Annotated in this window: 13 protein-coding genes and 2 tRNA genes; 4 read left to right on the top strand and 11 right to left on the bottom strand. The window is 67.3% G+C overall.

Annotation, left to right across the window (positions count from 1 at the left end):
• Positions 1 to 59 precede the first annotated feature (59 nt).
• On the top strand, positions 60 to 527 hold the full coding sequence (locus ACN0TP_RS03010; RefSeq protein WP_417216401.1) for a GNAT family N-acetyltransferase: 468 nt from the start codon (positions 60 to 62) through the stop codon (positions 525 to 527).
• A gap of 96 nt (positions 528 to 623) precedes the next feature.
• On the opposite strand, the gene ACN0TP_RS03005 is transcribed toward ACN0TP_RS03010, so the two are convergent.
• The 6 genes from ACN0TP_RS03005 to ACN0TP_RS02980 form a co-directional block, all read right to left on the bottom strand.
• A tRNA-Met gene (locus tag ACN0TP_RS03005) sits at positions 624 to 697 on the bottom strand.
• A 59-nt stretch (positions 698 to 756) separates the two neighbouring features.
• Positions 757 to 1,893: an acyl-CoA dehydrogenase family protein gene (locus tag ACN0TP_RS03000; RefSeq protein WP_417216398.1), complete on the bottom strand. Its 1,137-nt coding sequence runs from the start codon at positions 1,891 to 1,893 to the stop codon at positions 757 to 759.
• A gap of 72 nt (positions 1,894 to 1,965) precedes the next feature.
• The gene (locus ACN0TP_RS02995) at positions 1,966 to 2,901 is read right to left on the bottom strand and encodes a cytochrome b/b6 domain-containing protein (protein ID WP_417216397.1); all 936 of its coding nucleotides are present in this window, start codon (positions 2,899 to 2,901) and stop codon (positions 1,966 to 1,968) included.
• 147 nt (positions 2,902 to 3,048) lie between these two features.
• Positions 3,049 to 3,122: transfer RNA gene (locus ACN0TP_RS02990), tRNA-Met, on the bottom strand.
• A 110-nt stretch (positions 3,123 to 3,232) separates the two neighbouring features.
• Positions 3,233 to 6,163 carry a UPF0182 family protein gene (locus tag ACN0TP_RS02985; RefSeq protein ID WP_417216512.1) on the bottom strand — a complete coding sequence of 977 codons (2,931 nt, stop codon included), beginning with the start codon at positions 6,161 to 6,163 and terminating at the stop codon, positions 3,233 to 3,235.
• 241 nt (positions 6,164 to 6,404) lie between these two features.
• The gene (locus ACN0TP_RS02980; RefSeq protein ID WP_417216394.1) at positions 6,405 to 7,511 is read right to left on the bottom strand and encodes a PDZ domain-containing protein; all 1,107 of its coding nucleotides are present in this window, start codon (positions 7,509 to 7,511) and stop codon (positions 6,405 to 6,407) included.
• 158 nt (positions 7,512 to 7,669) lie between these two features.
• Between ACN0TP_RS02980 and ACN0TP_RS02975 the strand changes: the two genes are divergently transcribed.
• Entirely contained in the window at positions 7,670 to 9,145 is a 1,476-nt protein-coding gene (locus ACN0TP_RS02975) for a zinc-dependent metalloprotease (protein WP_417216391.1), read from the top strand.
• Positions 9,146 to 9,211: 66 nt separating this feature from the next.
• Here ACN0TP_RS02975 and ACN0TP_RS02970 read toward each other — a convergent pair whose 3' ends face one another.
• Positions 9,212 to 9,859 carry a M48 family metallopeptidase gene (locus tag ACN0TP_RS02970; protein WP_417216389.1) on the bottom strand — a complete coding sequence of 216 codons (648 nt, stop codon included), beginning with the start codon at positions 9,857 to 9,859 and terminating at the stop codon, positions 9,212 to 9,214.
• A 136-nt stretch (positions 9,860 to 9,995) separates the two neighbouring features.
• Between ACN0TP_RS02970 and ACN0TP_RS02965 the strand changes: the two genes are divergently transcribed.
• Positions 9,996 to 11,006 (top strand): TOMM precursor leader peptide-binding protein, encoded by a 1,011-nt coding sequence (locus tag ACN0TP_RS02965; RefSeq protein WP_417216386.1) that lies wholly within the window; start codon positions 9,996 to 9,998, stop codon positions 11,004 to 11,006.
• Positions 11,007 to 11,018: 12 nt separating this feature from the next.
• Here ACN0TP_RS02965 and ACN0TP_RS02960 read toward each other — a convergent pair whose 3' ends face one another.
• Together ACN0TP_RS02960 and nudC are read right to left on the bottom strand one after the other, a co-directional pair.
• Complete coding sequence (locus tag ACN0TP_RS02960; protein ID WP_417216384.1) at positions 11,019 to 13,139, bottom strand: ATP-dependent DNA helicase UvrD2; 2,121 nt, start codon at positions 13,137 to 13,139, stop codon at positions 11,019 to 11,021.
• Positions 13,140 to 13,143: 4 nt separating this feature from the next.
• Positions 13,144 to 14,088: an NAD(+) diphosphatase gene (gene nudC / locus ACN0TP_RS02955; protein WP_417216382.1), complete on the bottom strand. Its 945-nt coding sequence runs from the start codon at positions 14,086 to 14,088 to the stop codon at positions 13,144 to 13,146.
• A gap of 210 nt (positions 14,089 to 14,298) precedes the next feature.
• Here nudC and ACN0TP_RS02950 point away from each other — a divergent pair, with 210 nt between their 5' ends.
• Positions 14,299 to 15,813, top strand: a complete 1,515-nt coding sequence (locus ACN0TP_RS02950) for a phosphotransferase (RefSeq protein WP_417216379.1) — start codon at positions 14,299 to 14,301, stop codon at positions 15,811 to 15,813.
• On the opposite strand, the gene ACN0TP_RS02945 is transcribed toward ACN0TP_RS02950, so the two are convergent.
• A complete protein-coding gene (locus ACN0TP_RS02945; RefSeq protein ID WP_417216376.1) occupies positions 15,810 to 19,271 on the bottom strand; it encodes a UvrD-helicase domain-containing protein in 3,462 nt (1,153 codons plus the stop codon). The two genes, ACN0TP_RS02950 and ACN0TP_RS02945, sit on opposite strands and share 4 nt — an antisense overlap.
• Complete coding sequence (locus tag ACN0TP_RS02940) at positions 19,268 to 22,489, bottom strand: ATP-dependent helicase (protein ID WP_417216374.1); 3,222 nt, start codon at positions 22,487 to 22,489, stop codon at positions 19,268 to 19,270. Before ACN0TP_RS02940 ends, ACN0TP_RS02945 begins: the two co-directional genes overlap by 4 nt.

Here is a 22,489-nt window from a genome sequence, read left to right as displayed (position 1 = left end):
CCGCCGTGAACCTGCGGGAAGAGTCGCACCGACTCACCAAGTTAGGGCAACATCAGACCATGATCATCCGGCCAGCCATCATCGCAGACCACCCAGCCATCGCCGACCTGATCCAGGATTGGAATTTCGAGGAGGCCGCAGAACTACGACGCCCCTACCAGGAATTGAAAGTCGAATTCGTCGCCGTCGACGGCGAAGCGATAGTGGGCTGGATCGCCGGCAACCACAAATCGGGATGCTGGCAGCAACTGGCAGGTTTCAGAGACAAGCCCCGTTCGTGGAACTGCTCGTACCTTTCGCTTCTTTTCGTGACCACGAGTGCCCGGCGAAAAGGCGTGGCTCGGGCACTGCTAACCGCTTTCGAAGCGGACGCCACAGCCAACGGCGTTACCTTAGTGGTCATTCTGCCCGATGAAAGCGACGACTTGGCCTCGGTCCGGGCCTTCTACTCGGCCGCAGGATACGCGCTGCACGAATACGACGAGCAACCGCAGGATCCGTACCTGATGACCAAGTTCCTGCACTGAGGCAAAAGACTGGGTAAACGCTGGATCAGCCCAGATCCGAGCAATAACAAAGAACCCCTGACTCGGCGTAATGCCTAGTCAGGGGTTCTTTTCTCGTTGCGGGGACAGGATTTGAACCTGTGACCTCCGGGTTATGAGCCCGGCGAGCTACCGAACTGCTCCACCCCGCGTCGCGAGATAAGACTCTACACGAAAGTGGAGACCACCCAAAATCGAGGAATGCGGCAGGCTAACGTTCGGCGATCATCCGGCCAATGATCAGCCGCATGATCTCATTGCTTCCCTCGAGGATCTGGTGGACACGAAGGTCTCGCGCGATCTTCTCCAGCCCATACTCGCTCAGGTATCCGTACCCGCCGTGCAATTGGATCGCCGAATTCGCCGCTTCGAATCCGGCATCGGTGGCAACTCGTTTGGCCATGGCGCAAAGCTTCAGGGCATCATCGGCACCGTCATCCAAGGCGGCCGCGGCACGCCAGAGAAGCGTACGGGCCGTCACCAGCTTCGTTTCCATGTCGGCGAGCTCGAACAGCAGCGCCTGCTGGTTGATCAGGGCACCGCCAAACGCGCGCCTTTCCTTCAGATAGGCAGCCGCCTTGTTCAAGGCTGTCTGGCCCCCACCGAGCGAACACGCCCCGATGTTCAGCCGACCGCCGTTGAGGCCCTTCATGGCAATGCCGAAGCCATCGCCCTCCTCCCCCAGGAGGTTCGCCACCGGAACCCGCACGTCGGAGAAGATCACCTGGCGGGTCGGCTGTGCGTTCCAGCCCATCTTCTTTTCCAGGGCGCCGAAGCCCAGACCCTCGGTGCCCGCCGGGACGACGATCGCGGAGATGCCCCGGCTTCCGGTATCGGCCGTGCGGGCCATCACCAGGTAGTAGGTCGCTGCGCCCGCAGCGGAAATGAACTGCTTGGTTCCATTGAGCACGTACTCGTCGCCGTCGCGGACGGCTCGGGTTGCCAAGGCCGCGGCATCCGATCCGGCGCCCGGCTCGGTGAGGCAATAGCTGCCCAATTCATTCATCGTCGCCATGCCGGGCAGCCATTGCTCCCGCTGGGACTCGTTGCCGAAGGAATCGATCATCCACGCGACCATGTTGTGGATGGAGATATACGCGGCGATGGTCGGGCAGGCCCGTGCCAGCTCCTCGAAGATCAGCACGGCATCGCTGCGGGACAATCCCGATCCGCCATGGTCTTCCCTGGCGTAGATGGCCCCCATGCCCAGTTCTCCCGCCTGTCGCAGGACATCGAGGGGAAAGTAATGCTCCTGGTCCCATCGGTCCGCATGGGGGGCGATCTGTTCGGTCGCGAAGTCTCGGACCATCTCGACCATTGCCTGCTGCTCGTCGTTGAGCTCGAACATGCTTGTCCTTTCGGCCCCGTTGGGGCTCGATAGCGGTATCCGGACGCGTCGGTGGTCCGGAAAGTTGGTTCTCTAGCGGCTCACCTTGCCCATGAGCGAGGCGATGGGGCCGACAAAAATCGGGCGGGCCAGCAGCGAGGCGCCCACCATGACCACTACGGCAATGGCGAAGATGACGAATCCGAGCCAACCCTGGGCATCGCGTGCAGCGAACATGTGGTTGAGGTTTCGCAGCGCCCCGGTGCTCAGCACCAGCGTCACGTGGGCGATGACGAAGAGCACGAAATAGAGCATGACCGGGAAATGCACGGCACGGGCGGCTTCGATCGGGTAGACGCGATTGAGCTTCTTTGCCTTCGACGGCCAGATGGAGGACATCCGCAGTCCCGTGATGATGGCCAGCGGTGCCGCGATGAAGACGGTCAGGAAATACGTCAGCAGTTGCAGGCTGTTGTAGTTGACCCAGCCGTTTTCCAGCGGCCAGTTCAGCGACAGGTATTGCAGACCGGCCGACACGGCGTTGGGGACGATGTCCCAGCTGGTGGGGACGATGCGACGCCACTGCCCCGTGGTGAAGAGCAGAACGAGGAACACGAGTCCATTGACGACCCAGAGAACGTCGAGGCTCAGGTGCAGCCACAGATCCAGGCTGATGCGTTTCGGCGCCTTTTTGGTCTTCAGCAGGCCCTTGTTGTTCCGGACCCAATGGGCCGCGGGGCGTTGGGTGGTGCGCACCTTCCAGCCCGTCTGGACCATCAACACCAGGAAGAATGCGTTGAGGAAATGCTGCCACCCCAACCAGGCAGGCAACCCCACGGGCGCTGATGGCGGCAGTGGCACGTGGCCTGGGTAGTCGGCCATGAAATCGGCACCCGGCCCCGTTCCAGTCAGCCACCGGGCACCCAGCACCAGGAGCGCCAGAAGCACTACGGCTCCCCCGGCGTAGATGCCGAAGCGCACCCAGCGGCTCTGGGTGCCTGAGGGTGGCGTGCGGGTTGCCTGGTTCACCAGTTGGTCCTCTCGGAAGGAATGACTGGACACGATAGTACTAGGCCTTGCAAGTATTTAGTAGGAGGTCAAAGCATTTGAGTCAAAAGTTGGCGGATACGCAAAATGTCCCGGTCGACGTTTCCATCGACCGGGACATTTCCTTCGTTGCGGGGGCAAGATTTGAACTTGCGACCTCCGGGTTATGAGCCCGGCGAGCTACCGAACTGCTCCACCCCGCGGCGTGCTACAAGCATCGCATTTTCGGTGCCGAACCTCAAATCGAGGGGCGGCGGTGTCGTGCAGATCACTGCCGACACCACCGCCCTGGCCCAACACCACAGTGCGTGGGCTATCCGTTCGAATTGTCAGCCGGAGCCGACCCGTCCTGGCCGGGTACCGGGGAATCGGAGGAGGTGTCCTTGCCCTGGGCCGGGTCTCCGGAGATCTCACTTTCCGCACCGAGCGCCTTGTCCAGCGCATCGCTGAGCTTCTTCTGCTCGTTGCCATAGGTGGCGAAGTCGCCCTTGGCCAGCGCCTCCTGGCCCGCCTTGATGGCCGCGTCGGCGGCCGCCAGGGCCTCCTTGAGCTCCTGCTCGGCACTTGCCGGTGCCGTGGAACCTGGCTTGTCGGACGTCTTGCCGGCATCGCCTTCGTTGGTTTCCGCCCCGGAGGACCCGTCGAACAACTGGTCGAGCGCCTCGGCGAGCGTGTCGGCGAAACCGACCTTGTTTCCGAAGGACACCAGCACCTTTCGCAGTGTCGGGTACGAGGTCTCACCGGTCGATTGGACGTAGACCGGCTGGACGTACAGGATGCCGCCACCGACCGGCAGGGAGAGCAGGTTGCCGTTGATGACCTTCGAGGCACCGGAACGCAGCAGGTTCAACTGGGTTGAAACCGTCGTGTTGGAGTCGAAGTTCTGCTGGGCCTGGCCGGGGCCGGGGACCACAGTGCTGCGCGGCAACTCAAGCAACCGCAGCGTGCCATAGCCGTCGGCCTTGACCCCTGCCTTGTTGCCGGCGTCGGCCTCGGCGGACAGGAAGCCGTAGAGGACGTTTCGCTGCTGGCTACCCGAGCTGGTCTTCGGGATGAAGGTACTCGTCAGCGAAAACGTCTCGCTCTCCTGTTTGGGCATCCGCAGCGAGAGGTAGTACGGCGGCTGTGGAACCGGGGTCTGCGACTTGGTCGGGTCGTTGGGGACGACCCAGGCGTCGTTTGACTCGTAGAAGTCATCGGGGTCCGTCACGTGGTACTCCCCCAACAGGGTCCGCTGGACCTTGAACAGGTCCTCCGGGTACCGCACGTGGCTCATCAGTTCACCTGACATTTCCGACATCGGCTTCACCGTTGCCGGGAAGACCTTCTGCCACGCCTGCAGCAGCGGCTCGTCCGGCTCCCACGCGTACAGGTCGACCGAACCGTCGTAGGCGTCGACCGTGGCCTTCACCGAGTTGCGGATGTAGTTCACCTTGCCGGAGAGGGCATTCGTCCGGTTCTCACCGGTGAGCGAATCTCGTACTGCCGTATCCAGCTGCTGGGCGGTCGAATACGGGAAGGAGTCGTTGGTGGTGTATGCGTCCACGATCCACTTCACCCGGCCATCGACGATGGCGGGGTAGGTGTTCGAATCCACCGTGAGGTAGGGGGCCACCTTTTCAACGCGTTCCTTGGGACCGCGGTCATAGAGGATCTGGGATTCGTTGTTGATCGCGTCGGACAGCAGCAGGTCTGTCGAGCTGAACTTCAGCGAGTAGACCAGGCGGTTGAAGAAGTTGCCGACCTGCGGTCCGCCGTTGCCTTCGAACGTGGTCTTGGCGTCGCCTTCCCCCGACTTGTCGGAGGGGCGGTCAAGCTCCCGGGGACTCCACCCCTCGGGTCCGCCCACCACCGAATACTGGGGGGAGAACTCGCCGAAGTAGATGCGCGGTTCGTAGGTCGCATCACTTCCCAGTACGCCCTCCGTCGGGATGCCCTGCAGCATGAAGTCAGGGCGGCCGCCTGCGGCGACCTTGGAGCCATACGCGGCAACCACGCCATAGCCGTGGGTGTAGGTCACGTGCTGGTTGACCCAGCTGTCCGTCGGGTCGACGTTCACCTCACGGACGGCGATGACGGTGTCCTCCGTCTTGCCGTCGACCGTGTAGCGGTCGACGTTCAAGGTCGGAGCAAACTTGTAATACGTGCGGAACTGCTGGAGCTGTGCGAAGGAATCAGACACCAGATCCGGGTCCAGCAAACGGATGTTGGTCGTGGTGGCCTTGTCCTTGGCCAACGCATTCTTGGCGGTGTCCACCGTCGCGTTGTAGGGGCTCGCCTCCACGTGGTCGAGCCCATAGGCCTTGCGGGTCATGTCGATGTTGTTCTGTATGTAGGGCTTCTCGAGGGTCTTCTCCGAGGGCACGACCTGGAATTGCTGGACGAGCATCGGATAGATGCCACCGGCGACCAGCGCCGTGACGACGAGCATGGCTGTACCCACCAGCGGAAGCTTCCACCGCCCCATGATGGCTCCGACCACGAAGAGCACCGCGACGATGAGCGCTGCAACCACCAGGATCGTCTTGGTCGGGATGACGGCATGGACGTCCGTGTACAGGGCGCCGGCGACGCGTCCGCCCTGGTTCTCCAGCGTGTTGTACCTGTCGAGCCAGAAATTCGCGCCCTGGAGGACCAGGAACAAGGCAGCCGCGATGCTCACGTGCAGTCGGGCCGGCCGCGAAATGGTCACCCCGCCGCGTTCCTGGATGCGAATGCCGCCGTAGAGGTAGTGGGTCAACAGTCCGGCAATTCCGGCGATCAACACGACGCTGATGAGGTAGCCCACCAACAGGCCATAGAAGGGCATTGAGTTCATGTAGAACGACAGGTCCTTGTGGAACTGCGGATCCACTTCACCGAAAGGCACCTGGTGGATGAACAGCAGCACGGTCTTCCACTGCGACGCGACAGCGGTGGCGGCAAACGCCCCGATGACCAGCGGGATGCCCCACATGAGCAGCCGCCTGATGGGCTCCAACTGCGCCTGGTAGCGCGAGATGTTATCCGGTGCCTGAAGGTCCGGCGCATAGACCGGCCGTGACTTGAACGCCACTTGCAAACTCGCCCAGATGGCACCAGCCATGACGACGAAGGCGATCACGAAGACGATGACCTTGGTCAGGAGTTCGGTCCAGAACACCTCGGCATAACCTGTCTGGTTGAACCAGAGCACATCGGCGTAGATGTTCGCGAAGAAGATGAACGCGGCCACCAGGATGCCTATGATGACGATGGTCGGCACCAAGGGCGACGATTTCCTGGGGGAAGCGGCGGCTCGCTGGCCTCCGCCGTTGTCTCCGGGCCCTTGGGGGCGCCGGCCGAACGGGTTGTCAGGACCGAAACTCACTTATCAAACCTCATTGTCAGTACGAGCGACTGGGTACCCCTCATGAGAGAGAGGCACTGGCTCCATTCTGCCTTGAGTCAGGTCAAGTCGCGAACGCCGGTGTCTCATTGCCGTCAACGGCGGACCGGGCCGCCCCCTAGGAACATGCCGGCAAGCTGCCCGGATCCGCTCCCGAACCGATGGATTCAACCGCTTTCCTGGCCTGGTCCAGGGTCGAGACCTTGATGACCGTGAGGCCATCGGGGACACGTCCGACGACCTCGGCACAGTTGTCGGCGGGAGCCAGGAAGTACTCGGCTCCCCCCTTCTGCGCCCCCACGAGCTTTTGGGCAATGCCGCCGATCGGACCGACTTTTCCGTCGGGATCTATGGTCCCGGTTCCGGCAAACGACTTGCCGCCGGTCATGTCCCCCTCGGTCAGCGTGTCGATGATGCCCAAGGCCAGCATCATTCCGGCGCTGGGACCCCCGACGTTGGACAGCCCGAACTTCACGTCGAAGGGAAAGGTGAAGTGGTTTCCGAGGTAGATGCCGAGTTGGGGTTGGCCGTCGTCCGACATGGAGGTCTTCGCCCGCACGTCCTTGGCCTTGCCGGCCCGGAGGACCGTCAGCTCGGGCGTCCCCTTCTTGTCCTGGCGCAGCGCCGCCTTGAGCATGTCCAGATCGGTGATCGGCTTTCCATCGATCTTCTTCAGGACGTCGTCGGTCCTCAGCACACCCTTGTTGGTTCCGGTGGCCAATCCAACCACCCGCAGCTCTTGCGTGTAGTGGATATCCAGGCTGCCCAGGGCGGCAGCTATCGAGTTCTGCTGCGAATCATCCATTTCCGCGGCGTTCTGGTCGCTGATCTGTTCGTCTGTCGCACCGCGGGGATACAGGGCCTCTTCCGGGTAGACGTCCTCGTGCGGATTGGCCCAGGCCTGGAGCACCCGGATGAACGGGATGCGGGTCTGGGCGCCGCCGAGCATGTAGATCGTCGTCATGTCCAGGGAGCCATCGGCCGGGTAGGACTCATGCCCATCGACGGAGATGAGCTTCTGGTCGTTCACCGACCCCAACGTGTTCAGCGCAGGGCCCGGAACCTCCACGATGTAGGGGGTGGGCACGGCCAGGGCCACGAAACCCAGGATGACGGCCAGGGCGGTGGCGGTGATGAGCCGACGCTGTGGACGACGGGGACGGGACATGGGCGGGGACTGCGGATCTCCGCCGTCATTCTCCTGGGGGTCCTGCGATGGGGTCACCGTGGCTACGTTTCCTTCCGGCTTTCGCCGACCCGCAGGGCCGGTGCGCATTCGATCTCCCCAAGGGTACAAGGTGCCCGCCCGCTTCCGCTGTGCCGACAGCGAACCTCCCGGAGAATCCATAGGGTCTGCCCATCGGCCGGGGTTACCGTGGATGCATGGCTGAGAACCCCCCGAACAACCGCCCCGACGGCTCAGACGACCCGGACGAATCCGGGCGCCAGGACCCCTTCGCCGAGATGTTGTCCAACCTCTTCGGCGGCCAGCTCCCCGAGGGCATGGACACCTCCGACCTGCAACGGCAGCTGGGGGCCATGGGCATGCCTTCCGATCCTGCAGCCATGCAGGCCATGATGGGCCAGATGCAAGCCATGATGGGGGCCATGTCCTCCGGCGACGGCAGCCCGGTCAATTGGAAACTGGCCCAGGATTCAGCCCGCCAGGCAGCCGCCGGCGACGATCCGAGCGTGACCACGGCACGCGCTGCCGCGATCGGCGACGCGGGCCGCCTGGCCGACATGTGGCTTGACCAGGCGACGACCTTTGATGCATCACCGGCCGGTTTCTCGGCGTATTCGAGGGCCCAATGGGTGGAGAAGACCTTGCCGCGGTGGAAGAAACTGACCGAACCGGTGGCCGTCAGCGTGTCCCAGGCGATCAGCACCGCCATGCGTGACCAGGTTCCCGAGGAGATGAAGGCCATGCTGGGCTCGGCCCAGGGCATGTTCCAAAACCTCGGCGGGGCCATGTTCGGCCTGCAGCTGGGTACCGCCGTCGGCGGATTGGCCAAGGACGTGCTGGGCTCCACCGACATCGGGATCCCCTTGACCTCGGAGGCACCGGCATTGGTCCCGGCCAACATCACCGCCTTCGGCGAAGGCCTCGACGTCCCGGAGCAGGAGGTCCTCCTCTTTGCGGCGCTGCGTGAGTCGGCGCATGCCCGGTTGTTCCACCGGGTGCCGTGGCTCCAGTCCCACGTACTCGGGGCCATCGAAGACTACGCCCGGGGCATCCACATCGACATGTCACGGATCGAGGAAGCGGTACGGGACATCGATCCGTCGAACCCGGAATCCTTCCAGGGCGCCGTCACCGAGGGGCTCTTCATGCCCCAGCGCACCCCGGCCCAGGAGGCCGCCCTGGCAAAGCTCGAGACGGCGCTGGCCCTCATCGAGGGCTGGGTCGACGAGGTCGTCGCCGAGGCCGCCGCCAATCTCCCCTCCGCGGCAGCCCTCCGCGAAACGGTGCGCCGCCGCCGGGCTACCGGCGGACCGGCCGAACAGGCCTTCGCGTCGTTGGTCGGCCTGGAATTGCGGCCCCGGCGCCTGCGCGACGCAGCCAAGCTGTGGTCGCTGTTGAAGGACGAACGTGGCCTCGAGGGCCGCGATGCCATTTGGCAGCATCCCGACCTGATGCCGGGCACCGAGGATCTGGATGATCCCGAGGGGTTTTCGGCTCGCCGGGCCCTGGCCGAGGCCTCCGACGGCGAATTGGATGCGGCGCTGAACCGCCTGCTCGACGGCGGATACGATGACCCTGCAGATCCAGCAGCGGAAGATGCCGCCGAAGGGACCTCGCCCGATGAGCCGGGCGATGAAGACGGCACCCCCGATGGGTCCGGGGACCCGCGCTGAGTCGCAACAACTGAGTAGTTCCCGCCGCGACGCCCTGGTATCCGCCCGCCGGCTGGGGTCCCTGTGTCAGGGGCCCCAGCCGGCGGCGGTGTCTTCCCACCACGGGTCCTCTTCGCGTTCCCCGCCGTCATCCTCGTCAGGACGAACTCCGTTGCCCGACGGGCGTGCCATGCCAAAGCTGACGCCGGCCAGATAGGCCTTGGCTTCCGCCCGGCGCTCGTAGCGACCCTCGAGCGCCTTGAATTCCGGGCCGTGGCCGTCGTCGGCAATGAGGTGCGCGAGTTCGTGGACCAGGATGTAGTCCTGGACCCACCCCGGCATTGCCTGCAACTGGCAATTCAAACGGATCGAACCCGATCCCGGCGATGCCGAACCCCACCGGGTCCGCTGGTTCGAGACCCAACGAACCGACAATGGCTCGGCCCGACCCTCCAGGTACTTGCGGTTCAGCATTCCGGCGCGTTGCATCAACTCGTCGTCGGCATTCTCCCCGAAACGGTCCATGGCGCGCGCCCGCCGGGCCAGGATGTCCGGGACCATGCGATCGATCCATTCGTCTTCCTGCCGAAGACTCAGCGTCGACGGGACCGAAATCACCACTGCGCCGTTCTTCCACACGCCGGAGACCGTGCGGCGCCGACGGGTCGAACGCAGGACCCGCACCGCGATTCCGTCGGCGGTGACCACCGAGCGCTCTGTCGGTTGCTGGGGCATCTGCTTCCTCTTTCCTCGTCAACGGCCCGGAGGCCACCCGCCCACCGAATCCTGTGGATACCGGGATCCCGGCGGTTCCGACCTGTCAGGATATCTCCACCGGAACCCTTCCGGCTCCCACTATTCGGAGGCGAACATGCGCATCATCCCTGGCCTTCAGGTCGTCAGCGTATCCGAGGACACCCTCCGCATCGGAGGACCCGACGACGGCCTGTGGATATCCGGGCTCTCGGCCACGGACCAGCAGTTCATCAGATCACTGGCCGATGAACCGACGGCACCGGGTGAACCCCGCGACACGACCCGACCCTGGCCGGGCCCCAGCCGCAAAGATGAGTTGCTGGCCTGGCTGGCACCGGTCGTGGAAGACCCCTTCAGGCTTCCCGGCGCACTCGGGGCGACCCTGGTGCCGGACGTCAATGCCTATTCGACCGCCTACGGCACACCTGCGGGGCAACTCCTGCGTGCGCGCAGCACGGCGATGGTCAGGGTGTGGGGCCTGGGGCGTTGCGGACAGGCCATTGCTGCACTGTTGGCCGCCTCGGGCGTGGGCGCGCTGCACCTCCACGACGACCTGCCGGTCGGGGCCGGTGACATCGGGACCGGCCCCCTGCGGCTGGCCGATCTGGGCAAACCACGCACGGTGGCCCTCGCACACCGTTTGGGGAACTCCTGGCCACGGACCCGGCTGGCACGATGGACTCCGGGCCCTGACGGGGAAGGACTGGGCGCTCATGTCAGTGTGGTGACGGCCTGCGATGCCCTGCCGGACCAGCTGCTGAACCATCTTGCCTCCACCCGGGTGCCGCATCTGCCGGTGGTCTTCGATCCGGCTTCTGCCCGCATCGGCCCGCTGGTCATCCCGGGGCTGACGACCTGCCTGGATTGTGCACAGGCACGAACAGGCCGCACCGTGCGCGGCTCCCGGGCCACCGGACGGCCGCGCGCCGGAAGCTCGACGGCAGAGTTGGCCCTGTCGACCACTGCTGCGGGGCTGGCGGCCCTGCAGGTCATGATGCTCCTGGACGGTGTCAACGTCCCGGCCGCGGCAGATGCCGTCCTGACCGTGGATCTGTCGACCGGCGGAATCGACCGGGTCCCGATCGAACCGCTGCCTGGCTGCACCTGCCTGGTGCCTGCCGCCTGAAGCGGGGTTGGCTCACGCCGGGGAGGAGCCTGCTCCGAGGATGTCCAGCACGTCCTTGCCGTAGCGTTCAAGCTTGGCCGCCCCGACACCGGAGACCTTGGACAATGACGTGGGTGAATCAGGCATGGCCTCGGCGATGGCCATCAACGTGGCGTCCGTGAAGATGACGAACGCCGGGACCTCTGCCTCACGTGCGGTGTTCAACCGCCAATCGCGCAACGACTCGTAGACCGCCTCGTCATACGTCGACGGGCAGTCCAGGCAGCGGCCCAGCTTTCGTTCGGCAGCACTACCGAGCAGTGATCCGCAGACACGGCAGGTCGGCGGTGTTGCGGCCTTGCGGCGCCTGACACCCCCGCCCGGCGTCTTGGCCGCCACCCGGCTGGAAGATTGCGGGCGAAGCTGATCCAGGAAACGCGAGGGGCGCCGGCTGGCCCGCCCACCGGGAGTGCGGGCAGTCGACCAGCTCAGCGACAGATGCTTGCGGGCACGGGTGATGCCCACGTACAGCAAGCGGCGCTCCTCGTCGTAGTCGCCCTGGTCCTCTGCGAAGGAGATGGGCATCAGCCCCTCGCTCAGGCCCACCAGGAACACGGCATCCCATTCCAGGCCCTTGGCTGAATGCAGTGATGCCAGGGTGACGCCCTGGACCGTCGGGGCATGCTGTGTGGCGGCACGTTCGTCGAGTTCCGCAACGAATTCCAGCAAGGTGAAGGGGCTCTCCCGGTCCGCACGTGCCACGGCCAGTTCATCGGCGAGGGCGACGAGTGCAGAGAGGGATTCCCAGCGTTCGCGGACGGCTCCCCCGGCGGCCGGGGCCTGCGCGGCGTACCCAAGCGACGCCAGCACGTCGCGGCACAGTTGCGGGACGGCATCGTCAGCCGGTTGTCGAGAGGCTGCACGCAGGGCCAGGATCGCGTCCCTCACTTCGCGTCGCTGGAAGAAGCGTTCCCCACCACGGAGCTGGTAGCCGATGCCCTCTGCCGCGAGGGCCTGTTCGTAGGCCTGGGACTGTCCATTGGTGCGGAACAGGACGGCGATCTGGGCGGCGGCCACGCCGTCGTCCAGGAGGGAGCGGATCCGGCGGGCCACATGTGCTGCCTCGGCCTCGTCATCGCTGCATTCGGTGAATTCGGGTTCGGGGCCGGTTTCCCGCTGGGCCAGCAGTTCCAATGGTTCCGCCCACTGCACATCGCGTTCCGCCACGCCGGGTTCCAGGCGCCGGGAGGAGAGCAGCCGGTTGGCCAGGTTCACCACCTGGGGCGTGGAGCGGTAGTCGCGCACCAGCCGGACGACCGGTGCCTGCGGGTGGGCGGCCGTGAAATTGAGCAGATGCGACGGAGTGGCCCCGGTGAACGAGTAGATGGTCTGGCTGGCGTCGCCCACCACGCAGAGTTCCTCGCGTCCTCCCAGCCACAAATCCAGCAGCCGCTGTTGCAGCGGCGAAACGTCCTGGTACTCGTCGACCACGAAGTGCCGGTACTGTTCGCGGACCGAGGCGGCAACGCGCGGATCCTCGTCCAGGATGCCGACGGTGAGCAGCAGGACATCCTCGAAATCGATCACGTGGCGATCGGATTTGACGTCCTCATAGGACTGGAAGAGCCGGGCGACGGTGCGCACGTCCAATCCCGCCGGCTCCGCACGGCCGGCGGCGGCCGCCACGTAGCCTTCGGGGGTCAGCATGGAGACCTTGGCCCATTCGATCTCCGCTGCCATGTCGCGGATGGCCGCCCGATCGGTGGTGATGCGCAGCCTGCGGGCCGCCTCGGCCACGAGCTGGGCCTTGTGGTCCACGATGGCTGGCAGCTGCCCGCCGATGGCCTGCGGCCAGAAGTACTGCAGTTGGCGCAGCGCCGCAGCGTGGAAGGTGCGGGCCTGCACTCCCCCGGCCTCCAGGTCCCGCAGACGCGTGCGCATCTCGCTGGCGGCCCGGGAGGTGAAGGTGACCGCGAGGACCTGGTTGGGCTTGTACACGGCGGTGTGCACCCCGTAGGCGATGCGGTGGGTGATGGCCCGGGTCTTTCCGGTTCCGGCACCTGCCAGTACGCACAGCGGGCCGTTCAGGGTGGTCGCGACGGTGCGCTGTTCCTCGTCGAGGCCGCCGAGGATGCGCTCTTCCAATGTGGTCATGCGTTCAGTTCTCCAGGTGGCGCGGTTCGGGCAGCGGCCCACCGTACCAGTGTTCGATGAGGGCGCTGGAGATCGAGACGCCGGAGGGGACACCGATGGTGCCCTCGACGATGTCCCGGCCCAGCTCCTCCCGCGTGAACCAGCGCAGGTCGATGATCTCCTCGCCGTCGGGGACGACGGCGGTGGACTCGGCTTGCGCTGTGAATCCGAGCATCAGCGAACAGGGAAACGGCCACGGTTGGGACCCGGCGTAGCGGGTGGAGGCCACCCGGATGCCCGCTTCCTCACCCACCTCGCGCACGACCGCCTCCTCCAGTGATTCACCGGGCTCCACGAAACCGGCCAAGGTGGAATAGCGGCGTCCGCCCCACTGGGCGTTGGCACCGAGCAGCAGCCGGTCCTGGTCATCGGTGATGGCCACGATGATGGCCGGGTCGGTGCGGGGGAAGTGCTGTGAGGCATCGCGGGGGCAGACCCTGACCCAGCCGCTGTGCACGATGTCGGTCGGTGACCCGCACCGGGGGCAATGCGTGTGGTGGGCGTGCCAGTTCGCAATGGCCACCGCCTCGACGAACAGTCCTGCGTCCAGGGCCGATAGTCCTGCGGCGACATCGCGCAGGCCGAGCCAGTCGGCTCCCGGCAGCTCGGGGGCCTCCTGGACGACGGCCAGGACGATTTCGTGGCCGGCCGAGCGGCCCAGGTAGACCAGTTGGGAGCCGGGCGGGACATCCGCGGGGCCCGACAGCACCAGCGCGCCGTCACGCACCGGCGCCCGGCCCTGGGACAACAGCAGGAGCCGGGTTCCGTCGTCGTGCATCAACGACGGCAGCCAGGCGTCGTCCATCCGACGTTCGCAACCGCGGTCCACCCCGGTCCTGGCCAGCGGCAGTTCCCCCAGCAGCGGGTAGTCGGAAGACGGCGCGGCATGGTGGTCCTGGCGAAATGTCATGGTCCTACCGTACTGAGGTTGCCCCGGGGACCGCACACCGGGGGATCGTGGTGTGGAGTGGATGCGCCGCGCCGTGGGTGCTGGATGGCTCATGTTCCGCCACATGACCTGACCGGTGCCTGTGCGTTGACTGGCAGGGTTGGGTGTTTCCGGCGACTCGCCGCCCGGGCCACGTGGCCACCGGGGCCTTGGCGGCTTACGGTTGGGTACGTGAAACGATCTCCCATGGAACTGGCCGCCATTGCGACCGCGGCGGTGCCCGGGCTGACCCCGGTCGGCGTCGCAGGCATCCCGGATGATCCCGACGACTTTGATTCCGCGCTGATCCTCGACGCGCAGGAGAACCGGTGGCGGGTCCGCTCCCCCCGGCACGAGGAATCCAGCATGCGGTTGGAAACCGAACTGACGGCCCTGCGTTCCTTCACCCCGGGCATCCGCGCCGCCCTGCCGTTCCGCCTGCCTTCCGTTGCGGGGACCGTACGCCAGGGCAGCCTGCGCACCTTCGTCTACAACCACCTTCCCGGTGCCGTGATGGACCTGGAGGACCTGGTCGCGGCCGGCGGTTCGACCGCCTCCGACATCGGCCATGTGATCGCCGCGATCCATGCCCTGCCCGAGGAACTGGTCGATCGGGCCGATCTGCCGGTCTACACGGCCGAGGAGTTCCGCCAGCGCCGGCTCAACGAACTGGACCAGTCGGCCACGACGGGACGGATTCCGCCGCGGCTGCTGCGCCGCTGGGAACATGCCCTGGAGGACATCGCACTGTGGCGGTTCAACCCGCGCGTGGTCCATGGCGACCTGCACGAGGAGAACCTCCTGCTCGAGCACGGCACGGTAGCCGCAGTGACCGGTTGGACGGACCTGCGCATCGGGGACCCCGCCGATGACTTCGCCTGGCTCGCTGCTGCCCATGAACAGTCCTTCACCGACACGGTCATCGAGGCCTACACGGCCTCCCGCGGCGAACTGGCCGACCCCCACATCATGCGCCGTGCCGCCCTGGCAGCGGAATTCGCCCTGGCCCAGTGGTTCACCCGCGGACTGGCGACCAACGACGCCGAACGCATCGCCGAGGGCGAGCAGATGCTCCGCGATCTGGACGCCGACATTGCCGAATTCGGTGGCCAGCCCATCAGCATCGTGGAACCCCCGCGCATGGACATCAACGGCCAGCCGATCCCCGAGCCCGCCCCCGCGGACGAGGCAGACCCCGGCCACGGGGACGACACCACGCTCGAGGCACAGGAGGCGGACCAGGACGCCGCAGCCGGGCAGCACGAGGGACCAGCCGGCGGGACCGCTGTTCCACCGCATCCCACATCGTCTCCCCAGGCCCCGGGCGCCGCAGTGTCCCATTGGGGACCCGCCGACGACGAGCCCTCCCCCACCGGCGACGACACCGTAGCGGCCACCGATCCGGCCGATCAGCCGCCGCTGCCCGATCATGCGCCCGCCACCGCCCAGGACGAGCCCGCCGTCGCAGAGGACAAGGTCCCGGATGAAGACCCCGACCATGCGGACGCCGCGGCTGACACCACAGCGGGCACGGCGGGCGACGACGATGAACCGGCGTTTCTCCGTGACATCGATGTCGCCTCCGAGCAGGCCAGCGATGCCCCGGAACCGTCCGGGGATGAAACGGACGCCCTCCCGCTGATCGTCCTCGATCCCGAGGGTGGGGACGCCCGTCCTGCCACGGAAGCCGACCGCCAGCAGCCCTAGCCGCCCTTCGTTCCGGCGAACGATCCGGTGACCAGGGCCTCCAATTCGGCCTCGTCCGCCAGCCGGTCGGGCCGGATCGTCGTTCCCTGGCCGACGTAGTAGAACGCCGCCTCGACAGTGTCCACGGGGATCGACTGCAGCCGCGCCCACCCGAGCCGGTAGACGGCCAACTGCAGCGACTTCGCTTCCAGATCGCGCCCCGTCGGGACCCGGCCCGTCTTCCAGTCCACGAGCGTCCACACGGTCCGCCCCTTTGCGTCGGTGTCCTTGAAGACGGCGTCGATGCGGCCCCTGACGTTGACCGGCCCCACCCGTGTCTCGAGCGGGACCTCGACGAAGGCCGGTTGTCGTTGCGCCCATTCCGAGGACAGGAATTCGGCCTTCATCTCCTCGAGCCCGTACTGGTCATCGACATGGGAATCGGCAGCTCCGGGAAATTCGCCCAGATCGAGCATGCCGGTCGAACCGTAGTGTTCCTCCACCCAGGCGTGGAAGGCAGTGCCCTTGCGGGCGGCAACCCCCGGACGCCGCGGAACGGGGCGTCTGATTTGTTCGAGGACCTGCTCCGCCTGGGTGGCCAGGTCCACGAACAGGGAGGCCCTGACGTGTTCGGGTGTCACCTGGGCATCCCGTGAGGCCTCACGTTGGCGCCTGGCCGCCAGCAGCAGGCCGGCTTCGTGGTCCCAGGCCCGCCCGGCCCCGGTGGACACCGGCGCCGGCCCGTCGGGTGGGGGCAGCGGATCGCCAGGCGGATGGCGCAATGCGAGCTGCCGGTTGGTTGCGGCGGCTGCTGCTTCGAGCCGATCCCGGCGTCCTGCCGGTTTTGGTTGTTCGACGCCGGCCCGCACGATGGTGGGGCCTTCCAGGGGATCATAGGGCCAGCTCGATTCCAGCGGGTCCTCACGGAACGGGTTCTGCTCCGGGGCGTCCTCCTCTTCACACCACGTGGCGATGACTGCGTGGGGTGTCGGCCCCTCGGCCAGGGCCAGCAGTTCCCGCAGGAAGACCGACGGCGCCGTGGGCTTGGAGCGGGATCCGGTCCACACGGTCCCGGAACACAGCAGCAGGTCCTTGGCACGGGTCAGCGCCACGTAGGCGAGCCGGCGTTCCTCGTCCTCACCGTGGGCCAGCACGTCGGAACGGAAGACGGCCTCCGCGTCGACGGCTTCGGAGAGGCTGGGCTGGTCGGTGTCCCACTGCGGAAGATCGTTCCGGTCCCCGCGCAACGGCCACGGCAAGGAGCCGTCCTCCTTCGTCCAGCGGGAATCGGTGGAGGAGGGAAAGATCGACTCGTTCATCCCCGGGATCGCCACGACATCCCACTCCAGGCCCTTGGAAGCGTGGATGGTCAGCAACTGGACGGCCTCCGGGTTCGCCTCCTGTTGCACCACTTCCAGGCCGCCTTCCTTGGCGGCGGCCGCGTCAAGCCAGGTCAGGAATCCGCCAAGGTCAGCCCCCAGGTCGGTGTCCGCATATCCGGCAGCGACGTCGGCGAAGGCGTCCAGGTGGCGGCGGGCCGAGTGGATGTTGGCCCCGGGTTTCGCCGCGACTTCGATGTCGATCATGAGGGTGCGCTCGACCTCGTGCAGCAGGGTGGACAGGTCGTCGTCGGCGAAGCTGCGCAGGTAGCGGACTTCGGCCTGCAGGCGCCGGAGCCGATCCAGCGCGGTGGGTGTGAGCCGCCGCCCGGCTGAGGACGTCCAGTCAACGGGTGGCAGCCGGTCGAGGGCTTCGATGAGGCTGGCTTCCTCGGCGAGTTCGCTGCGGGCCTCGGCCACCGCTTCCTCGGCGGCGGTGTCGGTGGTGGTGGTGTCCACGTCACGGGCTTCCCGGATGGCAGCTTCCCGGCGTCGGGCCAGGAAACGCGACCAGTCGGCGAAGGCCATGAGGTCCGCCGGGCCGATCCTCCACCGTGCTCCGGCGAGCAGGCGCAGCAGCGCGTCCGATCGCAGCGGGTCCACCAGCACCCGCAGGGTGGCGACCACGTCGACGATCTCCGGCATGGCCAGCAGTCCCCCCAGGCCCACGATTTCGTGGGGAATGCCGTGGCGGCCCAGTGCCTCGGCGATGCCGCCGAGGGCGGAGCGCGTCCGGCACAACACGGCCATGGTCGGTGCCCGGTGGTGTTCGGCCATGAAGGAGCCGCGCGCTGCGAGCAGGCGCCTGGCCAGGGCATCTGCCTCGTCGGCGCTGGTGGCCAGCCGGGCGAGTTCGACCCTCCCCGTCCCGGTGAAGGGACTCTGGGCCAGCGGCGGCACGCCGATGGCATGGGAGGCGCGGTTCGGGTCCACACGGTTCAGCCGGGCCGATACCGCATTGGCGGCCTCCAGCACGTTGGCCGAGTTGCGCCACGCGGTGGTGAGGAAGGCGACGGTTGAGGGCACGGGGGTTCCCCCGGGGCCCCTCGCGGGGAACTCCTGGGGAAAACGGAAAAGCTGTCCGGCGGAGGCGCCGCGGAACCCGTAGATGGACTGGTTGGGGTCCCCGACGGCGGTGACGGCGTGTCCTCCGGCATACAGGCAGGAAAACAGGACCATTTGGGCATGGGAGGTGTCCTGGAATTCGTCCAGGAGCACGACTTTGAAGCGCCCGCGTTCGGCTTCGCCCGCTGCCGGGACCGTGCGGGCGATGCGCGCCGCCAGGGCCACGAGGTCGCCATAGTCCAGGACGTTGCGTTCGGCCTTGGCCCGGGCGTACCTGACCGCCAGTTCCGCCACGGTGGCGCGGGTGCGCAGCTTGTCCAGCAGTTGCAGGGCCTTCTGCGCCGGTGGCGTGGTCTTGCCGATGCGGTAGGGCAGGCCCGCCAGCCGGTCCACTTCTGCCAGGACGTGGTCGCGGGCGTCCACCGGGTCCACAAGGTGTTCGGCGCATTCCCCGGCGAACTGCACGACGGCGTCAACCAGCGTGGATTTCGCGGCCCTGAGGTGCTCGTGTTCGCCGTCGTATTCCTGGACGACGGTGAGGGAGAGTTGCCAGGCCTGGGCGCTGCCGAGCAGTGTGATGTCCGATTCGACGCCGATGCGCAGTCCATGGTCCTGCACCAGGGTGTTGGCGTAGGAATGGTAGGTCGACACTGCCGGTTCCAGGGGGGCATCGTCTTCGGCCGCCGGCAGGATCCCGCTGTCTGCCAGCCGGGCCAGCTGCGTGCGGATCCGCTGCGCCAGTTCGCCGGCCGCCTTGCGGGTGAAGGTGACTCCAAGGATCTCGTCGGGTCTGACGTGGCCGTTGGCGACGAGCCAGACGACCCGGTCGGCCATGGTGGCCGTTTTCCCGGAACCGGCTCCGGCGATGACGAGCATCGGGGCCAGCGGGGAGGAGATGATGGCCGATTGCTCGGCGGTCGGCTGGTGCTGCCCGAGGATCTCGGCGAGTTCGTCGGGGGTGTAGCGCCGCAGGGGCGTCGCGTTCGCCTCGACGTCGGTGTCCGGCTGCTGGGGTGTGTGGTCGTGGTCGGTCATTCGGTGACCTGCCGTCCTTCCTCGCACAGTGGGCAGACCGAGGGCAGGCGGCAGCCGCTGCCGTTGCGTCCGGCCTTGGAGGGGTCGTGGCGGGTGTTGAAGGAGTTTCCGGCCATCAGGCGCGCCGCCCCCAGCACCATGGGCGTGGCCCAGTCCTCGTCTCCGACCGGATCCTGGGCCTGCTCCCCCGGGCTTTTCGTCGTTGTTCCCAGTTGTACCAGGGCCGCTCCCCCCGGCGTGCTGGGCAGCTCGGTGCCGAGGGCGCCGGCGATGACGGCTGCCTGGTAGCTGCCCAGCTGGGGGTTGCGCTCGACGTCGGCCTTGGTGGGGGCCGATTTCCCGGTCTTGAGGTCGACCACGAAGGCACGTCCGTCGGCATCGACTTCCAGCCGGTCGATGACCCCGCGCAGCCGCACGGTGAGGTCGGCGTCGGCGATCTCGACGTCGAAGGCCCGCTCGCGGGCCAGCAGGGTCCGGTCGTGGCTGCGCATCAGCAGCGAGTATTGGGCGAGTTTGCGCAGCATGGTGTCGGCCCGTTCGTGGTCCTTGGCGGTTTCCCAGTTCGGCGGCAGGTCAAGGTCGGGCCACCGCTTGTCCAGCTCCTGCAGGTATTCGTTGCCGGTGGCCGCGGGCAGGTCCTCGGCGATGGCGTGGACCAGGGTGCCCAGGCTGCGGGCCAGGTCGGTGGCCGGTTCGCCACCGGCTGCCTGGACGAACCAGTCCAGCGGGGATTCCAGGGCAGCCTGCACGCGGGAGGGTGAGACGCGCACTGGTTCGCCGGGCGGGTTGACCGGCGCATCGGTGCTGGCCGGCAGCAGGCCCCACCAGTCGGAGGTCGCCGCCCCGCGAACGCGTTGGGGTTGGTCTGCGAGCCGGGCCAGGACCGCCGCGGCGTCCTGGGCCGTGTCGTGGAGTTCGGGGACGGTGATGGCGTCCTCGAGGCGTTGGCGCAGCAGCGCCACCAGCGAGGACAGGGTCCGTTCACGGGGGACGACGGTGAGCGGCCGCGGGCGCTCCTGGTCGGTCCATGGCAGGACCAGGTCCAGGAATTGGGAGGGCTGGTGGTCTTCCGAGGCGACGCCGATGCAGACCAGCGTTTCGCGGGCCCGGGAGACGGCGCTGGCGAAGGTCCGCAGTTCGTCGGCGCGGGTGGCGCGCAGCCGGGTGGCGGGATCGCGCTGGCGCAGGATCGCGGGTCCGTGTTCGATGACGTCGGCCAGTGCGCTGCTGCCCAGCAGTTCCCCGCGCAGTCGGGTGTTCGGCCAGATCCCCTCCTGCAGGCCGGGGACCAGGACCAGGTCCCAGGCGTGGCCGACTGCCCCGGCGGGAGTGGTCACGGCGACCGATGCCGTGCCGCCGCCGCGCGAGGCGAGGGTGTCCATGGGCAGTTCCTGGCTCAGCACGTGGTCGGCGAATTGGGAGACTGTGGCGCCGGGTAGTTGGTCGACGAAGCGTTCCGCGGCCTGGAACAGGGCCATCATGGCGTCGAGGTCATGGTCGGCCCGGGCACCGGCTGCGCCACCGTCGAGGGCCGCCTGTTTCCATCTGGATTCCATGCCCGAGGCGGACCACAAGGCCCAGAGCGCCGTCTCGGCATTGGCGGTGGGCAGCTCCAGTTCGGCGCGCAACGCCTCGAGCATGCGGGCCAGGCGCTCGGCCCCGCGGCCCTCACGCCCCAGGCCTGCGAGCAGGGCAGGTTCGGCGAAGATGACCCGGAGCAGCTCGGTGCTGGACCTGCGGCCTCCTGCCACCCGTTCCCGGCGGCGCAACACCTGGCGCAGCCGCCGGACGTCCAGTGCCGTGGAGGCACCGTAGCGCGAGGAGAGCAGCGCCTCCACGGTTCCGGCTTCCGGCATCCACGCTCCGGTGGTGTCAGAGTCGGCGTCATCGGAGGTCTTCGCCGCATCCTGCGGCCGAGCTGCAAGCCCCAGCCGCAGGAGGGTGAGCAGGGGCCTCACTGCCGGTTCCTCACGCAGCGGGACCTCGGCTTGGGGGACGTTCACGGGAATCCCCTGGGCCGCCAGATGCCGGGAGATGGCAGCGACCTGTCCGCCGTTGCGCACCACGACGGCCATCTGGTCCATCGGCCGGCCCCGCATCAGGTGCTCCTCCAGGATGCGTTGGGTGGTCAGGCGCAGTTCGTGGACGGGGGATTCGACCAGGTGGACCTCCACGACTCCCGGGTCTGGTTCCTCCCCTGGTGCCAGCAGGCGCCGGCCGGCACCGCCGGTGGCCACCGGGATGCGGGCCGCAACGCGTGCCCACGCGGCGCGGATGTCCGCCGGCATCCTCCAGGAGGTGTCCAGCTCCATCACCTGCACCGGGTTCCGGTCCGTTCCGAAAGAGGCATCGAATCGACCCAGCAAATCCGGTCGGGCACCGCGGAACCCCTGCACTGCGTTGTCCGGGGAGGCGAAGGCGAGCAGGTCCCGGCCGCCGGCGAGTAAGCCGAGCAGGCGATGCTGGGCCGGGTTGGCCTCCTGCAGGTCATCGACCACCACCCAGGTGATCCGGTCCTGTTCCCCGGCCAGCAGGTCGGGGTGGTCCTCGAGCAGGTCCGCGGCGGCGGTGATCAGCCCCGCCGGGTCGAAGGCCTCGTTGCTGCCCAGGTCCAGCAGATCCCGGTATTCCTGGTAGAGCGTGGCCGACGCGCTCCATTCCGGGCGCAGGCACCGTTCGCCCAGCTCCTGCAGGTCCCCGGCCTCGAGGCCGTATTCGGCGAGCCGGTCGAAGAGCTCGCGGATCTCCTTGCGGAACCCCCGGGTGCCGATGGCTTCGCCCAGCGCATCGGGCCAGTCCGGCCCTGCGGTGATGCCCGCCGCGTGGCCGGCAAGCAGCTGGGCGATCAGGGTGTCCTGTTCGGGGCCGGAGAGCAGGCGGGGTGGGCGCTCGACTGCGGGGAGGAAGCCCTGCAGCCGGGCACGGCGGATGAGGTCGAAGGCGTAGGCGGCCCAGGTGCGCACTGCCGGTTCGGAAAAGGTCGTGTCCGTTGCCGCCGAGAGACGGTCCCGCAGCTCTGCCGCTGCGGTCCGCGAGGGGGCGATGACCAACAGGGCCTCCGGGGGCAGGCCGGCCTCCAGGCGCCGCGTGACGACGTCGAGCAATGCCGTGCTCTTCCCCGTCCCGGGTGCACCGAGCACCAGCACCGGCCCGTGGCCCGCTTCGAGGCCGGCGAGCCGTTCGCGCGTCCGCTGCCCCGTTCCCTGGATGGTGTCCAT

The sequence above is a fragment of the Arthrobacter sp. genome, from assembly GCF_048266065.1.
Lineage (GTDB): Bacteria > Actinomycetota > Actinomycetes > Actinomycetales > Micrococcaceae > Arthrobacter_H.
This window is presented reverse-complemented; position numbering and strand designations above follow the sequence as displayed.